At 77.6% G+C, this 16,696-nt stretch carries 17 protein-coding genes; 13 read left to right on the forward strand and 4 right to left on the reverse strand.

What is annotated here, in order from left to right:
• Window positions 1-28: 28 nt before the first annotated feature.
• The 3 genes from fdxA to BM048_RS12565 all read left to right on the forward strand — a co-directional run bounded on the left by fdxA (window position 29) and on the right by BM048_RS12565 (window position 3,027).
• Window positions 29-355 carry a ferredoxin gene (fdxA, locus tag BM048_RS12555; protein ID WP_090033544.1) on the forward strand — a complete coding sequence of 109 codons (327 nt, stop codon included), beginning with the start codon at window positions 29-31 and terminating at the stop codon, window positions 353-355.
• Between the two features lie 13 nt (window positions 356-368).
• Window positions 369-1,532 (forward strand): succinyldiaminopimelate transaminase, encoded by a 1,164-nt coding sequence (gene dapC / locus BM048_RS12560; RefSeq protein ID WP_090033546.1) that lies wholly within the window; start codon window positions 369-371, stop codon window positions 1,530-1,532.
• 196 nt (window positions 1,533-1,728) lie between these two features.
• Window positions 1,729-3,027: a citrate synthase gene (locus tag BM048_RS12565; protein ID WP_090033547.1), complete on the forward strand. Its 1,299-nt coding sequence runs from the start codon at window positions 1,729-1,731 to the stop codon at window positions 3,025-3,027.
• Between the two features lie 58 nt (window positions 3,028-3,085).
• On the opposite strand, the gene BM048_RS12570 is transcribed toward BM048_RS12565, so the two are convergent.
• Both BM048_RS12570 and dapD read right to left on the reverse strand, forming a co-directional pair.
• The gene (locus tag BM048_RS12570; RefSeq protein WP_425319176.1) at window positions 3,086-3,985 is read right to left on the reverse strand and encodes a hypothetical protein; all 900 of its coding nucleotides are present in this window, start codon (window positions 3,983-3,985) and stop codon (window positions 3,086-3,088) included.
• Window positions 3,986-4,101: 116 nt separating this feature from the next.
• Complete coding sequence (gene dapD, locus BM048_RS12575; RefSeq protein ID WP_090033550.1) at window positions 4,102-5,106, reverse strand: 2,3,4,5-tetrahydropyridine-2,6-dicarboxylate N-succinyltransferase; 1,005 nt, start codon at window positions 5,104-5,106, stop codon at window positions 4,102-4,104.
• A 63-nt stretch (window positions 5,107-5,169) separates the two neighbouring features.
• On the opposite strand from dapD, the gene dapE reads away from it, so the two are divergent.
• The 6 genes from dapE (at window position 5,170) to BM048_RS12605 (ending at window position 11,487) form a co-directional block, all read left to right on the forward strand.
• A complete protein-coding gene (dapE, locus tag BM048_RS12580; protein WP_090033551.1) occupies window positions 5,170-6,318 on the forward strand; it encodes a succinyl-diaminopimelate desuccinylase in 1,149 nt (382 codons plus the stop codon).
• 67 nt (window positions 6,319-6,385) lie between these two features.
• The gene (locus tag BM048_RS12585) at window positions 6,386-7,240 is read left to right on the forward strand and encodes an LOG family protein (RefSeq protein WP_090033657.1); all 855 of its coding nucleotides are present in this window, start codon (window positions 6,386-6,388) and stop codon (window positions 7,238-7,240) included.
• Window positions 7,241-7,274: 34 nt separating this feature from the next.
• Entirely contained in the window at window positions 7,275-8,246 is a 972-nt protein-coding gene (gene folP / locus BM048_RS12590) for a dihydropteroate synthase (protein WP_203708787.1), read from the forward strand.
• Window positions 8,243-9,442 carry a hypothetical protein gene (locus tag BM048_RS12595; protein WP_090033553.1) on the forward strand — a complete coding sequence of 400 codons (1,200 nt, stop codon included), beginning with the start codon at window positions 8,243-8,245 and terminating at the stop codon, window positions 9,440-9,442. Before folP ends, BM048_RS12595 begins: the two co-directional genes overlap by 4 nt.
• Before the next feature lie 199 nt (window positions 9,443-9,641).
• A complete protein-coding gene (locus BM048_RS12600; protein ID WP_090033554.1) occupies window positions 9,642-9,809 on the forward strand; it encodes a DUF3117 domain-containing protein in 168 nt (55 codons plus the stop codon).
• Window positions 9,810-9,822: 13 nt separating this feature from the next.
• On the forward strand, window positions 9,823-11,487 hold the full coding sequence (locus BM048_RS12605) for a leucyl aminopeptidase family protein (protein WP_090033556.1): 1,665 nt from the start codon (window positions 9,823-9,825) through the stop codon (window positions 11,485-11,487).
• A gap of 33 nt (window positions 11,488-11,520) precedes the next feature.
• On the opposite strand, the gene BM048_RS12610 is transcribed toward BM048_RS12605, so the two are convergent.
• Window positions 11,521-12,153 carry an O-methyltransferase gene (locus BM048_RS12610; RefSeq protein ID WP_090033660.1) on the reverse strand — a complete coding sequence of 211 codons (633 nt, stop codon included), beginning with the start codon at window positions 12,151-12,153 and terminating at the stop codon, window positions 11,521-11,523.
• A gap of 177 nt (window positions 12,154-12,330) precedes the next feature.
• Between BM048_RS12610 and sigE the strand changes: the two genes are divergently transcribed.
• From sigE to BM048_RS12625, 3 genes are read left to right on the forward strand one after another with little or no spacing between them, the layout of a single operon-like run.
• Window positions 12,331-12,972 (forward strand): RNA polymerase sigma factor SigE, encoded by a 642-nt coding sequence (gene sigE, locus BM048_RS12615; protein ID WP_090033557.1) that lies wholly within the window; start codon window positions 12,331-12,333, stop codon window positions 12,970-12,972.
• The gene (locus tag BM048_RS12620) at window positions 12,969-14,018 is read left to right on the forward strand and encodes a zf-HC2 domain-containing protein (protein ID WP_090033558.1); all 1,050 of its coding nucleotides are present in this window, start codon (window positions 12,969-12,971) and stop codon (window positions 14,016-14,018) included. The genes sigE and BM048_RS12620 overlap by 4 nt, the downstream gene beginning before the upstream one ends.
• On the forward strand, window positions 14,015-15,529 hold the full coding sequence (locus BM048_RS12625; protein WP_239078750.1) for a S1C family serine protease: 1,515 nt from the start codon (window positions 14,015-14,017) through the stop codon (window positions 15,527-15,529). The genes BM048_RS12620 and BM048_RS12625 overlap by 4 nt, the downstream gene beginning before the upstream one ends.
• Window positions 15,530-15,538: 9 nt before the next feature.
• On the opposite strand, the gene BM048_RS12630 is transcribed toward BM048_RS12625, so the two are convergent.
• Window positions 15,539-16,048 carry an SRPBCC family protein gene (locus tag BM048_RS12630; RefSeq protein ID WP_217644268.1) on the reverse strand — a complete coding sequence of 170 codons (510 nt, stop codon included), beginning with the start codon at window positions 16,046-16,048 and terminating at the stop codon, window positions 15,539-15,541.
• 138 nt (window positions 16,049-16,186) lie between these two features.
• Here BM048_RS12630 and BM048_RS12635 point away from each other — a divergent pair, with 138 nt between their 5' ends.
• Window positions 16,187-16,660 carry a twin-arginine translocase TatA/TatE family subunit gene (locus tag BM048_RS12635; RefSeq protein ID WP_090033559.1) on the forward strand — a complete coding sequence of 158 codons (474 nt, stop codon included), beginning with the start codon at window positions 16,187-16,189 and terminating at the stop codon, window positions 16,658-16,660.
• Window positions 16,661-16,696: the final 36 nt, after the last annotated feature.

Genomic DNA, 16,696 nt, shown 5'->3' on the forward strand with positions numbered 1-16,696 from the left:
CTGCACCGACCCCGTGGAGGGACGACCCGTGACGTACGTGATCGCCGAGCCCTGCGTCGACGTCAAGGACAAGGCGTGCATCGACGAGTGCCCCGTCGACTGCATCTACGAGGGCAGCCGCTCCCTGTACATCCACCCGGACGAGTGCGTGGACTGCGGCGCGTGCGAGCCGGTCTGCCCCGTCGAGGCCATCTACTACGAGGACGACGTCCCCGAGCAGTGGAGCCAGTTCTACACCGCCAACGTCGAGTTCTTCTCCGACCTGGGCTCCCCGGGCGGCGCGGCCAAGATGGGCCGCATCGAGAAGGACCACCCGATCATCGCCACCCTGCCGCTGCAGGTCCACGGCGACTGAGCCGGACCGCCTCGTGGGCCTGGTCACCGGGACCCTGCCCGACTTCCCGTGGGACCGGCTGACGCCGTACAAGGAGCGGGCGGCCGCGCACGCCGACGGCCTCGTCGACCTGTCCGTCGGCACGCCCGTCGACCCGACGCCCGCGCTCGTGCGCGAGGCGCTCGTGGCCGCGGCCGACTCCCCGGGCTACCCGACGACGGCCGGCACGCCCGCGCTGCGGCAGGCCGTCGTCGACTGGTTCGCCCGGCGGCGCGGCGTCCCGGGGCTCGACCCCGCCGGCGTGCTGCCGACGGTGGGCTCCAAGGAGCTCGTCGCCCTGCTGCCCGCCCTCCTCGGGCTCGGCGGCGGGGACGTGGTGCTGCACCCGGTCACCGCGTACCCGACCTACGACGTCGGGGCTCGCCTCGCCGGGGCGACGCCCGAGCCGGTGGACGCGGTCGTCGAGCGCCTGACGGACGGGCCCGACGACGTGCGACTGGTCTGGCTCAACACGCCCGGCAACCCCGACGGCGCGGTGCTGGGCGTCGAGGCGCTGGCGGCGGTCGTGGCGGCGGCCCGCGCGGCCACCGCCCGCACCGGGCGGCCCGTGGTGGTCGCCTCCGACGAGTGCTACGCCGAGCTGCCGTGGGACGAGCCGTGGGCCGGCGAGGGCGTCCCGTCGCTGCTCGACCCGCGCGTGACGGGCGGCGACGTGTCGGGGCTGCTCGTCGCCTACTCCCTGTCCAAGCAGTCCAACCTCGCCGGCTACCGCGCGGCGTTCCTCGCGGGGGACCCGGGGCTCGTCGGGCCGCTGCTCGAGGTGCGCAAGCACGCGGGCTTCCTCGTGCCGGGGCCGGTGCAGGCGGCGACGACGGTCGCGCTCGGGGACGACGCGCACGTGGCCGAGCAGCGCGAGCGCTACCGCCGCCGGCGCGCGGTCCTGCGGGCGGCCGTCGAGGACGCGGGCTACGTCGTCACGCGGTCGCACGCCGGGCTGTACCTGTGGGTGCGGCCGCAGGCGGGCCCCGACGGCGTCGTCCCGGGGTCCTGGGACACCGTCGCGGCCCTCGCCGACCGGGGCGTGCTCGTCGCCCCGGGGGAGTTCTACGGCCCCGCCGGGGCGGGCTACGTCCGCATGGCGCTCACCGCGACCGACGACGCCGTCGACCGGGCCGCCGCGCGCCTGCGTGCGGGGTGACGCCGCAGGTCGTGAGGGACCTCACAGGCGCGGCAGGGGGTCGGGCGGGGTTCGCCGACGGCCGCCCGCGGCGGGTACCGTCGACCCGCGCACGACCACAGGACCACGAGACCTCGTGGACCGGTGCCGCGCCACGACCGCGCGAGGAGGCCGTCGGGCACGGGGCACCGCTCAGGGGGCCGAGAGAGGAACACCGATGACCGAGGTCACCACCTCGCCCGTCCAGCTCGTGGTGGACGGCACGCCGCACGACCTGCCCGTCGTGCGCGCGTCGGAGGGCAACGACGGCCTCGTCGTCGCCAGCCTGCTGAAGGACACGGGCATGGTGACCGTGGACCCGGGGTTCATGAACACCGCGTCCTGCGAGTCGCAGATCACCTACATCGACGGCGAGGCCGGCGTCCTGCGCTACCGGGGCTACCCCATCGAGCAGCTCGCGGAGCAGTCCTCGTTCCTCGAGGTCGCCTACCTGCTCATCCACGGCGAACTGCCCTCGCCCGCGGACCTGACCGCGTTCGAGGACCGCGTCAACCGGCACACCCTCGTGCACGAGGACTTCCGCACGTTCATGGGCACGTTCCCGCGCAACGCGCACCCCATGGCCGTCATGGCCTCGGCGATCAACGCGCTGGCGACGTTCTACCCGGAGTCGCTGTCCTTCGACGACCCCGAGGCGGTCGAGCTCGCGACGGTCCTCATCCTCGCCAAGACGCGCACCATCACGTCCTACGTGCACCGGTCCTCCAAGGGGGAGCCGCTGCTCTACCCCGACTACAGCCGCGGCTACGTCGAGGACTTCCTGCGCATGACCTTCGCGGCGCCCTACCAGCAGTACGACCCGGACCCGCGCGTCGTCGCGGCGCTGGACAAGCTGCTCATCCTGCACGCGGACCACGAGCAGAACTGCTCGACCTCGACCGTGCGGATCGTGGGCTCCTCCCACGCCAACCTCTACGCCTCGGTGGCGGCGGGCATCAACGCGCTGTCCGGTCCCCTGCACGGCGGCGCCAACGAGGCCGTGCTGAAGATGCTGGCCGAGATCCAGGCCAACGGCGGCGACGCGACGGCGTTCATGACGCGCGTGAAGAACAAGGAGCCGGGCGTCCGGCTCATGGGCTTCGGCCACCGGGTCTACAAGAACTACGACCCGCGCGCCGCCATCGTCAAGCAGTCCGCCGACGACGTGCTCTCCGCTCTCGGTGCCGGCAACGAGCTGCTCGACATCGCGCGCGGCCTGGAGGAGATCGCGCTGCACGACGAGTACTTCGTCTCGCGCAAGCTCTACCCGAACGTCGACTTCTACACGGGCCTCATCTACAAGGCGATGGGCTTCGACGAGTCGATGTTCACGCCGCTGTTCGCGCTGGGGCGCATGCCCGGCTGGATCGCGCAGTGGCGCGAGATGATGACCGACCCGCAGACGAAGATCGGCCGGCCGCGCCAGGTGTACACGGGCGCGACCGAGCGCGACTACGTGCCGGGCGACCGGCGCTGACCGGACGGTGACGCGGCCGGGCGCACGGGCGCCCCGGCCGCCGTCGCAGGCCTGAGGGTCAGGGCGTGGCGGCGAACCCGACGACGGCCGTCCCGGGTGCCGGGGCCGCCGCGTCGGTCGGCGTCGTCGTCGCCCAGCCCGGCGTCCCGCGCTCCCAGCGGGCGGTCGCGGTCTCGACGCTCGTCGCGCCCGTCGCCCACGCCGTCGCGACCGCCCACTGCGCCGCCGCCCAGCCGCCGCGCGACGGGTCGTCCGGCGTGCGGGCCGCCAGGTCGAGCACGACCCGGGGGCTGCCGTCCGCCGCCGCGCCGGTCGAGACGGCGGCGCCGAGGTCCTGGGCGGCGCGCGCCCCGAGCGCCGCCGCGCGGTCGGCGGCCGTGGGCGCCGGGGTGCCCGCGGCACCGTCCACCGCGTGCAGGTCGCAGGTGAGGACGGCGGGGGACCAGCCCGTCAGGGCCGAGGCCCAGGCCCGGGACCGCACCTCGTGCTGGGCGTACGCGTCCGGGAACGCCGAACGCTGCACCGCCTGCGCCGCCACGGTGACCGGCAGGTCGGCCCAGCCCTCGACCTCGACGAGGGCGTCGTAGAACCGGCCCGTCGCGTGCACGCGGTCCTGCACCTGCTCGGCGGTGCCCCACCCCTGCGACGGCCGCTGCTGGAACAGCCCCAAGGAGTCCCGGTCGCCGTACGTGACGTTGACGAGACCCGACTCCTGCAGCGTCGTGGCCAGCGCGATCGTCGCCGCCCGCGCGGGCAGGCCGCGCGCGACCGCCGCACCTGCGACGAGGGCGGCGTTGTCGGCCTGCTCGGGGGTCAGGTGCCAGTCCGTGCCGTCGAGCGTCGTCGAGCACCGCTCCGCGGCGAGGCCCGGCGCTCCGCGGTCGAGGAACGCCAGCACGGCGGCCACCGCGCCGGTGCCCAGCGCCCCGAGGGCGACGAGCACGACGAGCGCGCGCAGCAGGCGGGCCGCGGGCCCGGGGCCCCGGCCGGCACCACGACCGCCGCCGGACCCGGCGCCCGACCCGGTCCTCGGGCGCGGCGGCCGCGCCGGCCCGGCCGGACGGCCCGGCACGCTCAGTTCGCGTGCAGGGCCGCGTTGAGCTCGACGCCCACGCCCTCGCGCGGCACCGCCTCGACCCCGCCGGTGAGGGAGTTGCGCCGGAACAGCAGCCCGTCGGCACCGGCCAGCTCGCGCGCCCGCACCACGCGGGGGGCGGCCTCGTCGCCCGGCCGGGGGAGCAGCGTCACCTTGGCGCCGGCCGTCAGGTACAGCCCCGCCTCGACCACGCAGTCGTCGCCCAGCGGGATGCCGAGCCCGGCGTTGGCCCCCAGCAGCGTCCGGCGGCCGATCGACACGACGTGCTTCCCGCCCCCGGACAGCGTGCCCATGATCGAGGCGCCGCCCCCGACGTCCGACCCGTCGCCGACGACGACGCCCGCGGAGATGCGCCCCTCGACCATGGAGGTGCCCGTCGTGCCGGCGTTGTAGTTGACGAAGCCCTCGTGCATGACGGTCGTGCCCGGCGCGAGGTGCGCCCCCAGCCGCACGCGTGACGCGTCGGCCACGCGCACGCCGGCGGGGACGACGTAGTCCGTCATCCGCGGGAACTTGTCGACGCCGTGCACCGTCGGCGCCACCCCCGTCGCGGCGCGCACGCGCAGCCGCACGTCCTCGAACCCGTCGACGGCGCACGGCCCGCGGTCGGTCCACACCACCGTCGGCAGCACCCCGAAGATCCCGTCGAGCGCGAGCCCGTGGGGCGCGACCAGCCGGTGCGACAGCAGGTGCAGGCGCAGGTAGGCGTCCGCGGTCGTCGCCGGGGGCGCGGCGAGGTCCAGCACCGTCGTCACGACGGCCGCCCGCACGCCGCGCAGGTCGTCGTCGCGCTCCGCGGCCGTCAGGCCCTCCGGCACGGGGACGGGGTCCGGGGCCGCCTCGCCCGGCGCCCCGAGCACCGGCTCCGGGTACCAGACGTCCAGCACCGTGCCGTCGGCCGCGTGGGTGGCGAGCCCGGCCGCCCAGGCGAGGGTCGGTCCGGTCGGGTCGTCGGGGGTGGTGCCGCTGACGGCCTCGCTCATCGGCACGCTCCTGGCCTCGCTCATGGGGGAAGGGTACGCAGCGGCCCGGTTAGGGTCGCCGCCATGACGTCCTCCGAGACACCCCCGCCGTCCGACGCCCCGCGCCCCGTCGTGGACCTGCCCGTCGGGCCGGGGCCGGACGGCACGCCGGACCTCGTCGCGCTGACGGCGGCGCTGTGCGACCTGCGGTCGGTCAGCGGCGAGGAGACGGCGCTCGCCGACGCCGTCGAGGCGGCCCTGCGGCGGGCCCCGCACCTGGAGGTGCTGCGCGACGGGGACGCGGTCGTCGCCCGCACGCACCTCGGCCGGGGCGAGCGCGTCGTCGTCGCCGGTCACATCGATACGGTGCCGGTCAACGGCAACCTGCCGACGCGCCTCGTCGTCGAGGACGGCGTCGAGGTGCTGCGGGGGCGCGGGACGGTCGACATGAAGGGCGGCGTCGCGGTCGCGCTGGCGCTCGCGGTCGAGCTCGACGCGCCCGTGCGGGACGTCACGTGGGTCTTCTACGACCACGAGGAGGTCGACTCGGCGCTCAACGGGCTGGGGCGCGTGGCGCGGCACCACCCGGACTGGCTCGCGGCGGACTTCGCGGTGCTCGGCGAGCCGACGGCCGCGGGCATCGAGGGCGGCTGCAACGGCACGCTGCGGGTGGGGGTGCGCGTGCGCGGCACCGCGGCGCACTCGGCGCGCGCCTGGATGGGGCGCAACGCCGTGCACGCCGCGGGGGAGGTGCTGCGGCGGCTCGAGGCGTACAGCCCGGCGCAGGTCGAGGTCGACGGGCTGGTGTACCGCGAGGGCCTCAACGCCGTCCTCGTCAGCGGCGGCGTGGCGACGAACGTCATCCCCGACCTGTGCGTCGTGACGGTGAACTACCGCTTCGCGCCGTCGCGGTCCGTCGCGGAGGCGGAGGCGCACGTGCGCGAGGTCCTCGCCGGGTTCGACGTCGTCGTCACCGACGCGGCCGCCGGCGCGCGCCCCGGCCTGGACCACCCCGCGGCCGCCGGCTTCGTCGACGCGGTGCTGGCCGTCACCGGCGGCGCCCCCGCCCCGAAGTACGGGTGGACCGACGTCGCCCGGTTCTCCGAGCTCGGCGTGCCGGCGGTGAACTTCGGCCCGGGCGACCCGTCGCTGGCCCACCACGACGACGAGCGGGTGCCCACGGCGCAGCTCCGCAGCGTGCACGAGGCGCTGCGCCGCTGGTTGACGGCCTGAGGAGCCCGCCCGGCGGGGCCGCGTGCCCGCGTCGTCGGGTCGGGCGGGCGACCCTACGCTGGCGGGCATGAGCGACGACGGCACGCCCAGCCCCGGCCGCGGGTACCGCAAGGGACCGGTGCTCCTGCGGCGCAACGAGATCCCGGCGACGACGTCCGACCAGCGCCTGCTGAGCCCCAGCCGCAGCGCCACCTGGCTGCACGACGACCCCTGGCGGGTCATGCGCATCCAGAGCGAGTTCGTCGAGGGGTTCGGCGCGCTGGCCGAGCTCGGCCCGGCCGTGTCGGTCTTCGGGTCGGCGCGCACGTCGCCCGACCACCCCGACTACGCGATGGGTCGCGCCGTCGGGCGCGGGCTGGCCGAGGCGGGCTACGCCGTGATCACCGGCGGCGGGCCGGGCGTCATGGCGGCCGCGAACCAGGGCGCCTGCGACGCGGGGGGCAAGTCGGTCGGGCTGGGCATCGAGCTGCCCTTCGAGCAGGGCCTCAACGAGTGGGTCGACCTCGGCGTCAGCTTCCGCTACTTCTTCGCGCGCAAGACGATGTTCGTCAAGTACTCGGAGGGGTTCGTCGTGCTGCCGGGCGGCTTCGGCACGCTCGACGAGCTGTTCGAGGCGCTCACGCTCGTGCAGACGCACAAGGTCACGAGCTTCCCCGTGGTGCTGCTCAACTCGGGGTACTGGCGGGGGCTGCTGGACTGGGCGCGGGAGACCCTCGTGCCGCGCGGGATGATCGCGCCGGCCGACCTCGACCTGCTGCGCCTCACCGACGACCCCGACGAGGCCGTCGACATCGTCGTGCGGCGTGGGGCCGAGCTGCGCGCGGAGGAGGCTGCGGCCCAGGCGGCGACGCAGGACGCGGTCGAGCGGTCGGAGCGCGAGACGCAGGAGGCGGGCGGCGCGTCCGCCGGCCCGGCGTCGTGAGGACGGCCGTCGGGGCGGGCGACCGAGGCGTCGCATGAGCGGTGCCCTGCCCGGAGCGCACCCGGCGCCGGGGGTCCCGGACGTCCCGCCCGCCGGGCCGCCCGTGCGCCTGGGCGGGCGGACCGTCGGGGTCGACCACCCCCTCGTCATGGCGGTGGTCAACCGCACGCCGGACTCCTTCTACGCGGCCGCGCGGCACACCGACGGGACCGTCGACGCGGCCGTCGACCGGGCCGTGGCCGAGGGCGCGGACCTCGTCGACATCGGCGGCGTGCGCGCCGGGCGGGGGCCGCGGGTCGACGTCGCGGAGGAGGTGGAGCGCGTCGTGCCCGTGCTGGCGCGGGTGCGACGGCGCCACCCGGACCTGCTGCTCAGCGTCGACACGTGGCGGGCCCCCGTGGCGCGAGCCGCCGCCGACGCCGGCGCCGACCTGCTCAACGACACCTGGGCCGGCTGGGATCCCGGCGTCGCCGAGGTCGCCGCGGAGCGCGACCTCGGCCTCGTCGTCAGCCACACCGGCGGCGCCCGCCCGCGCACCGACCCGCTGCGCGTCACGTACCCGCTCGCGGAGGGCGCGCCCGGCGACGAGGCGGCCGCCGACCCGCTGGACGGCGTGCTGCAGGACGTCCTGCGGACGCTGGCCGCGGGCGCGCGGCGGGCCGTCGACCTGGGCGTCCACCCGCGGTCGGTGCTGGTGGACCCGACGCACGACTTCGGCAAGACGACCTGGCACTCCCTGCACCTGGTCCGGCGGACGCAGGCGCTCGTCGGGCTCGGGCACCCCGTCCTCATGGCGCTGTCGCGCAAGGACTTCGTCGGGGAGTCCCTGGGGCTGCCGCCCGAGGAGCGGCTCGAGGGGACGCTGGCCGCCACCGTCCTGGCGGCGTGGTGGGGGGCGCGCGTGTTCCGCACGCACGACGTGCGGGCCGCCCGTCGCGCGCTGGACATGGTGGCGGTGCTGCGCGGGGACCGGGCGCCGGAGCGGACGGTCCGGGGACTCGCGTGAGGCCCGCCGCCTGGCCGTGGTGGGTCCGGGTGCTGGCCGTGTGGTCGGCGGCACGGCTCGTGTCGGCCGCCCTGCTGCTGGTGGCCGCCACCCGGCAGGAGGCGCTCGGCGCCGTGCCCGCGCAGCCCTCCTACGGCACCTTCGTCTCGCTCATGTTCGACGGGGACTGGTACCGGCGCATCGCCGAGGACGGTTACCCCTCCACCCTGCCGCGGGGCGCCGACGGGCTCGTCGTGCAGAACGCGTGGGCCTTCTACCCCCTGTTCCCCGGGCTCGTGCGCCTGGTCGTGGCGGTGACGGGTGCGTCCTGGGAGGTCACCGCGCCCGCGCTGGCGACCGTCCTCGGCGCGGCCGCGGCGCTCGTCGTGCACCGCGTCGTCGAGCGGGGGGCGCCGGCCGCCTGCACCGCTCGGCCGGGCCTGCCGCTGGCGACCGTCGCGCTCCTCGCGGTGTTCCCCACGGCCGTGGTCACGCAGGTCGCCTACACGGAGTCGCTCGCCCTCCTGCTGGTCGCGCTGGTGCTGCTCGGGCTCGTGGGACGGCGCTACGCGCTCGTGGCGGTCGCGGTCGTCCTCCTCGGGTTCACGCGGTCCGTCGCGCTGCCGGTGGCCGCGGTCGTCGGCGTGCACGCGCTCGTGCGGCTCGTGCGGGCGCGGCGGGGGGAGGAGCCGCTGCGCCCGTCCGGCGCGGCGGGCCTCGTCGGGCTCGGCGTGCTCGCCGTCGCCTCGGGGTTCGCGTGGCCGGCGGTGACGGGCTGGGTGACCGGGGTCGAGGACGCCTACCTGCAGACGCAGGGCGCCTGGCGCGGGGTCCGGGAGGTGACGCCGTTCGGGGCGCTGGGGTACGCGACGCGGTTCTGGCTGGGCGGCTGGGCGGTGCCGGGGCTGGTGGGGGCGTTCGCGCTGCTCGGCGGCCTGCTCCTGCTGCCGGCGGCGCGGCGGCTGGCGCCGGAGCTGCGCGCGTGGCCGGCCGCCTACGTGCTGTACCTGGCGGCGGTGGTCGAACCGGGGTCGTCGACCGCGCGGTTCCTGCTGCTGGCCTTCCCCTACGCCGCCGTCGTCGCCGGTCTCGTGACGCGCCCCGCCGTCGCGCGGCGCGCCTGGCTGGCCGCGGTCGTGGTGCTGTCGCTGGTGCTGCAGGCCGTGTGGGTGCTGACGATCTGGGTGTTCACGCCGCCCGCCGACTGGCCGCCGTGACGGCCGCCCCGGTCGGTCGGGGGCCCGCGGCGCCGCGCCGCCTCACTCCTCCGGGGCGTCCCGGGCCAGGTCGCGGCCGTCGCAGGGTCCGGTGACCTAGGATCTACCCGGACATCCGGCACGCCGGCAGCCCTGACGCCCGCGCCGGGCGCCGGGGCGCGTCCCACCGCCCAGCGCACCACGCGAAGGAGACTCCCCCATGGCCGCGATGAAGCCGAGGACCGGCGACGGGCCGCTCGAGGTCACCAAGGAGGGTCGCGGCATCGTCATGCGTGTCCCGCTCGAGGGGGGCGGGCGCCTGGTCGTCGAGCTGAACGCGACGGAGGCCGCCGAGCTCGGGCAGGCCCTCACCGCCGTCGTCGGCTGACCCGGACGACGTCTTGGTCCCACCGCGCACCCGCCCGGGCAGCCCCACGGCTGCCCGGGCGCTGCCGTCCGTCCGCACCGCCGACGGCGCCGTCCCCACCACCGACCTCCTCACCGCCGCGGGGGTCGACGCGCTCGCCGTGCCCGTCGGGCCCGCGGCCGCCGGCGACGAGGAGCTGACGCCCGGCCCCGGCACCGCCGAGGCGGCCGCCCGCTACGGCATCGACCTCGCCGACGTCGCCGAGCGCGCACGTCTGACGGGGGCGGCGGGGGAGTCCTACGTCCTGCAGCTGCCGCGGCCGGTGGGGTCCCGCGCGGCCCTGCCGTGGGACGGGCTGCCGCTGCGCCTCGTCCTGCTCGGGGTCGGGGACGGGTCGGCGGGCGCCCTGCGCAGGGCCGGCGCCGCCCTGGCACGCGCCGCCCGCGGGCTCGGCACCGTGGTGAGCACCGTGGGTGCGGGCGACGAGCGCACGCCCGGCGACGCCGCCGAGCGGGCGCGGGCCCTCGTCGAGGGGTACCTGCTCGCCGCGTACACCGTCCCGACGCGCTCCTCCGCCGCCCGGGTGGCCGCACGCCCCGCCGCGGCGCTGGTGCTGCTGGGTCGGGACGCCGCACGCCTGGACCCCGCGGTCGCCGCGGCGCGGACCGCCGCCACGGCCACGTGGCTCGCGCGGGACCTCGCCAACGAGCCGTCGGACGTCAAGACCCCGGCCTGGGTGGCCGACGTCGCCCGCCGCCGGGCCACCGCCGCCGGCCTCGAGGTCGAGGTGCTGACGCCGCGGGAGCTCGCCGCGCAGGGATTCGGCGGCATCCTCGCCGTCGGGCGCGGGTCGGCGTCGACGCCGCGGCTCGTGCGCGTCGCGTGGACGCCGCCGGCACCGGGCGGCCCCCACGGCGCCTCGTCGGGGGGCTCGTCGTCGGGTGGCCACGGGCACGGCACCGTCGGGCGGCACGTCGTGCTCGTCGGGAAGGGCATCACGTTCGACACGGGCGGCATCTCGCTCAAGCCGCGCGAGTCCATGGTGCCGATGAAGACGGACATGACCGGGGCGGCGGTGGCGCTGGCCGCGGTGCTCGGCGCGGCGGAGGCCGGCGTGCCCCACCGCGTCACGGCGCTCCTGCCCCTGGCGGAGAACCACCTCGGCGGGGCGTCCTACCGACCCGGGGACGTCGTCACCGTGTACGGCGGACGGACGATCCAGGTGGACAACACGGACGCGGAGGGGCGGGTCGTGCTGGCCGACGCCCTCGCCTACGCGGACGCCCGGCTCGAGCCGGACCTCGTCGTCGACGTCGCCACCCTCACCGGCGCGTCCACCCTCACGTTCGCCCGGACGCACGGGGCGCTCTACGCCACCGACGAGGCCCTGGCGGACGCGCTCGTGGCCGCGGGGTCCGCGGTCGGGGAGCCCGTGTGGCGGATGCCGCTGGTGGAGGACTACGCCGAGCAGATCCGCTCGGACGTCGCCGACGTGCGGCAGACCGCGCAGGACCGGTCGTTCGGCGCAGGGGCCGTGGTCGCCGCGCTCATCCTGCGCACGTTCACCGGCGGGCGCGCCTGGGCGCACCTGGACATCGCCGGCCCGGCGCGCGCGACCGCGGACAGCCACGAGACGACCGCCGGCGCGACGGGCTGGGGCGCGCGGCTCCTGCTGCGGTTCCTCACCGACCTGCGCTGAGGCGTCCTGGTCCGTGCGAACTGCGACCTGCCGTCAGCGGCGCGCGGCCAGCAGCAGGCCGTCGCCGCTGGTGACCAGCGCGGGGACGAGCCGCTCGTCGGCCAGGACCGAGCGCACCACCTCGCGCATCGTCGTCGTGGCGGGGTCCCGGCGCGCCGGGTCGGCGACACGGTCCCCCCACAGCGCGTCGTCGACGGCCAGCACGCCACCCGGCCTGAGCAGCCGCACGGCCTGCTCCACGTGGTCGGGGGTGCCCTCGGGGTCGGCGTCGACGAGCACGAGGTCGTAGGCCGCGTCCGTCAGGCGCGGCAGGACGTCCTGGGCGCGGCCGCTGATCATGCGCGTGCGCGCCGGCCGGATCCCGGCCTCGCCGAACGCGGCGCGGGCGGCCCGCTGGTGCTCCACCTCGACGTCGATGCTGGTCAGCACCCCGTCCTCGGGCATCCCGCGCAGCAGGTAGAGCGAGGCGACCCCTGTGCCCGTGCCGACCTCGACGACGGCGCGCGCCCGGGACGCCGCGGCGAGCAGCCGCAGGACGGCTCCCGCGCCGGGCAGCACCGCCTGGCAGCCGAGCTGGGCGGCGCGCTCGCGCGCCCGTCGCAGCACGTCGTCCTCGACGACCGCGTCCTCGCAGTACGCCCAGCTGAGGGCCTTGTCGGCGGAGATGGCGGCCTCCCGGCGGTGGTGGGTGCGGTGCGCCCTGAGCGTACCCGGCACGTCCGGGTCGAGCCCGCGGCGGCGACCTGGGAGACTGACGACCCGGCCCCCGCGCCGGGATGCGTGCGGCACCGTGCCGCGCGCGCGAGGACCGGCGCCGCGGGCGCCGGAGAGGGAGCAGCCCCGATGCCCACGCCGTCCACCCCGGCGGCCGCCGACTGGCAGGCCCCGAGCTGGGAGGACATCGTCCGGGAGCACTCCGCCCGGGTCTACCGCCTGGCCTACCGGCTCACCGGCAACCGGCACGACGCCGAGGACCTCACGCAGGAGACGTTCGTCCGCGTGTTCCGCTCGCTGTCGAGCTACAGCCCCGGCACCTTCGAGGGCTGGCTGCACCGCATCACCACCAACCTCTTCCTCGACGGCGCACGCCGCCGCCGCCGCATCCGGATGGACGGCCTGGGCGACGACGCGGAGCGCTGGGCGAGCGCCGACCGGCTCACCGGTCCCGAGCACGCGTGGGAGCACGGCAACCTCGACCACGACGTCCAGCGCGCGCTCGACGCGCTGCCGCCGGAGTACCGCGCCGCCGTGGTCCTCTGCGACATCGAGGGGCTGTCGTACGAGGAGATCGCCGTCACGCTGGGCGTGAAGATCGGCACGGTGCGGTCCCGGATCCACCGCGCCCGCGCGCGCCTGCGCATCAGCCTGGCTGACCGGGCGCCGGTGACGGTCCTGCCCACGGCCCTGCCCGTGGCCGAGGACGGGACCGAGGACGGGACCGGGTCGGCCGGCACGAGGTCCGACGAGGTGCGGGCGCTGCCGTGAGCCACCTGGGGTCCCGCTTGAGCGCGCTCGTCGACGGCCGCCTGCCGCCGGCGGCGCTCGAGCGCGCCCTCGCGCACGTCGCCGACTGCCCGGTCTGCGCCGCCGAGCTGCGCGCGGCCAGGGCCGCCCGCGAGGCCCTGGCGCAGGCCCGGGACGTCGAGCCGGCCCCCGACCTCACCGCTCGCCTGCTCGGTCTCGCGTGCGCCCCGCCCGCGGACCGGTCGACGGCGCTCGGTCGGAGGTCGGCCGAGGGCCCCGCACCGCGCGACCCGATCGCGGACCGGGTGGTCGGCGGTCGTCGGCTGCCCGGCCACGCCCTGCGGGGGGAGGTCGGACGCCGCGGCCGGCCCGGCCGTGCCGTGGTCGGGTCGCTGGCCGGGGCCGGCGTGCTGGCGGCCGGGCTGTTCGCGCTCGGGGCGCGGCCGCCCGTCGTGCCGTGGGACCACCCGGGGGAGGCGCTCGACCTGCTCGCGCACGTCCCGGCGGCCGGCTCGACCTCCGGCGCGCCCGGCGTCGCCGCTGGCACAGTGGCGGGGGCGGTGCCCGCCGGCACCGTCGTGCGTGCCGGTCTGGGCCTACCGGCCGGCGGGACCAGCGGTGCGACGAGCGGTGCGACGACGGACCTCGCGACGTCGACCGCCTGGCTCCGCGCGCACGACTGGTCCGTGCCGGCCGAGCTGCCCGAGGGCTGGGCCGTCGCCGGCTGGCGCTGGTCGGGTGCGTCCGACGAGGTGCTCGTCGTCGACCTCGTCGGCCCCGGCGGGGCGACGGCCGTGCTCGTCGAGCAGCAGGGCGTGCTCGACCTGGCCGCGCTGACCGGCGTCGCGCAGGAGGACCTGGGCGGGCGTCCGGTGCACGTGCTGACCGACGAGCCGCTGCACGCGGTGTGGCAGTCGGGGGACTGCGTCGTGCAGCTCGTGGCCCCCTCGGCGGACGTGGCGGCCGAGCTCGTCGCGGCGGTGCCGGCGCGCGCCTTCGACGACGGCGTCGCCGCGCGGCTGACGCGTGGGTGGAGCACGGTGACCGCCGTGCTGGACGCACCGTGACGGACCCCGTGCCCGACGTCGGGCCCGACGAGGCGCGCGACGACAGGCGCGACCCCCTCGCCGGGCAGCCCACGCCGCCGACCCCGCTCTTCGCGGCACCGCACGTGCTGCGGCGCGCGACCGGCCCGACGCCCACGGGTCCGACCACGCCGTCCGCGTCCACCCCGACCCCGGCTCCGATCCCGACCGGTACGACCGCCGACGGCCTGACGGGTCCGGGGCGCGCTGCCCTGCAGCCGCCGGCGCGGACGCCCGACGACCCGCCGTCCGGTCGGGCGTCGGTGGCGGGCCTCGCGGGTCACCCGTGGGCGGAGGGCGGTGCTCCACCGCTCGGCGCGGGCCCGGTGACGGTCCGGCTGGTGCGCGAGCGCGGCCGTCGCCGCGGCGGTCGTCCCGGCGGGGACCGCCGTCGTGGCGGCGCAGGGCGGACGGCGGCCCTCGTCGCCCTGGCCCTCGTCGCCGGTGCCGGCGGGGGTGCGGCCGTGACCCGGTGGCTCCCGGAGGATCGCCCGGCCGACGCGGCGCTGCCCGTCGCCGGTGCGGCGGCCGCCGGCGGCACCACGACGCCGGCCCCCGTGGCGGGGAGCGTCGCCGCGATCGCCGCGGACGTGCTGCCCAGCGTCGTCTCGCTCGAGGTCCGCACGGCGTCCGGCGCGGCCACGGGATCGGGCTTCGTGCTCCGCGCCGACGGCTACGTGCTCACGAACAACCACGTCGTCGCGGGGGCGCTCGACGAGGCCGGTGCGATCACCGTGCTGCTCGCCGACGGCAGCGAGGTCGCGGGCACGCTCGTCGGGGCCACGGCCGACTACGACCTCGCCGTCGTGCGCGTGGAGCGCGAAGGCCTGACGCCCCTCGTGCTGGGCGACTCCGACGTGGTGCAGGTCGGGGACCCGGTCGTCGCCGTCGGGGCGCCGCTCGGGCTCGAGGGCACGGTCACGACCGGCATCGTCAGCGCCCTCGACCGGCCCGTCACCGCCGGGGAGCAGAGGGGCACCGCCTTCATCAACGCCATCCAGACGGACGCGGCGATCAACCCCGGCAACTCCGGCGGACCCCTGGTGGACGCGGCCGGAGCCGTCATCGGCATCAACTCGGCCATCGCGCAGACCGCCGGCTCCGCCACGGGCGGTGCGGGCAGCATCGGGCTCGGCTTCGCCATCCCGTCCAACCAGGCGCGGCGCACGGCGGAGCAGCTCATCGAGACCGGCCGCGCCACCTACCCGGTCATCGGCGCGCTGCTCGACCGCACGTGGACGGGCGAGGGGGTCCGCATCGCCGACGAGCCCGACGAGGGCACGGCGCCGGTGACGCCGGGCGGTGCGGCGGACACGGCCGGCATCCGCGCGGGCGACGTCATCCTCGCCGTCGACGGGCGGCCGGTCACGGAGCCCGACGAGCTCGTCGTCGACCTGCGGTCGCGCACGCCGGGGGAGGCCGTGACCCTGCGCGTGCGCACGGGTGAGGACGAGCGCGACGTGCGGGTCGTCCTGCAGGAGTCCGCGGGCTGACGGATCGCGTCAGCGGGCGCCGCCGGCCGGGAGACGGAGACGCGGCAGCGTCACCAGGCGCCGCAGCGACCACCACGCCAGCGGCGCGTAGGCGAGCAGCACCGGCAGCGGCCCGTGCAGGACGAGCCACGTGCGGGACCCGGCCCCGGTCGTGGCCCCGGTGCCCGCCCCGGCCCCGTGGACGCCGGCGTGGACCCCGACGTCCATGCCGGCGTCCACGCCGTGCTCGAGGCGCAGCACGAGCGGGCCGGCGTGCACCCGCCAGGCCCAGCGGCGGCGGGGCCGGTCCACGGCGGTGACGACGAACCGCACGCGCACGCCCAGCGGACCGTGCACGCGTCCGCCGGCGCCGGCCGCGAGCCGAGGGGGGGCCTCGACCCGGCGGATGTGCGGCGCCCACCCCGCCCACAGCCCGGGGTCGTCGTAGCGCCCCCACGCCACGTCGGCCGGCACCGGCCCGCGGGCGCCCAGCGTCAGGCGCCCGTGCCGGAGGCCGCCCGCGACCCGTCCGCCGCTCATCACCTGCCGATCCTCGTGCGCGCCCGGTCGCGGGGCCAGCGGGGACGGCGGGGACCGGCGCCGGGCGGGGCGGACGTCACGCCGGCGTGCGGTCCCCCGGGGGTCCTGCTCGCGGCCTCGCGCGGGTAGCCTGGCGACGTGCCCTTCGACATCAACGGTGGCGAGTGGCTGGTCCTGCTGCTGGTCGCCGTCGTGGTGATCGGGCCCGAGCGGCTGCCGGCGTTCGCGGAGCAGCTCGGTCGCTGGGTGCGCGGTGCCCGCGGCTTCCTCACCGAGGCCAAGGCGCGCGTCGACGCGGAGCTCGGCGAGGAGGCGAAGGACGTCGACTGGGCGGCGCTCGACCCCCGCCAGTACGACCCGCGCCGCATCGTCCGCGAGGCGCTCCTCGACGACGACGGCCCCCGCGGCCGCGCCCCGGCGAACCCGCGCAACGGCGCCCGCACGGCGACGCCACGGACCGGAGCGGCCCTGCGCACGGGCGCGACCGCGGTGGGTGCCGCGGTCGGCGCCGCCGCGGCGGGGAGTGCAGCCGCCGGCACGGCCGCTGGTGCGTCCGCCGGCACGGCGGCGTCCGCCGCCCCGCCGGCGCCCTTCGACACGGAGGCGACCTGACCCGGCGGGTCGTGGGCGGTCGGACGTGTGCACCGG

Source organism: Cellulomonas marina (genome assembly GCF_900111925.1).
GTDB classification, from domain to species: Bacteria; Actinomycetota; Actinomycetes; order Actinomycetales; family Cellulomonadaceae; genus Cellulomonas; species Cellulomonas marina.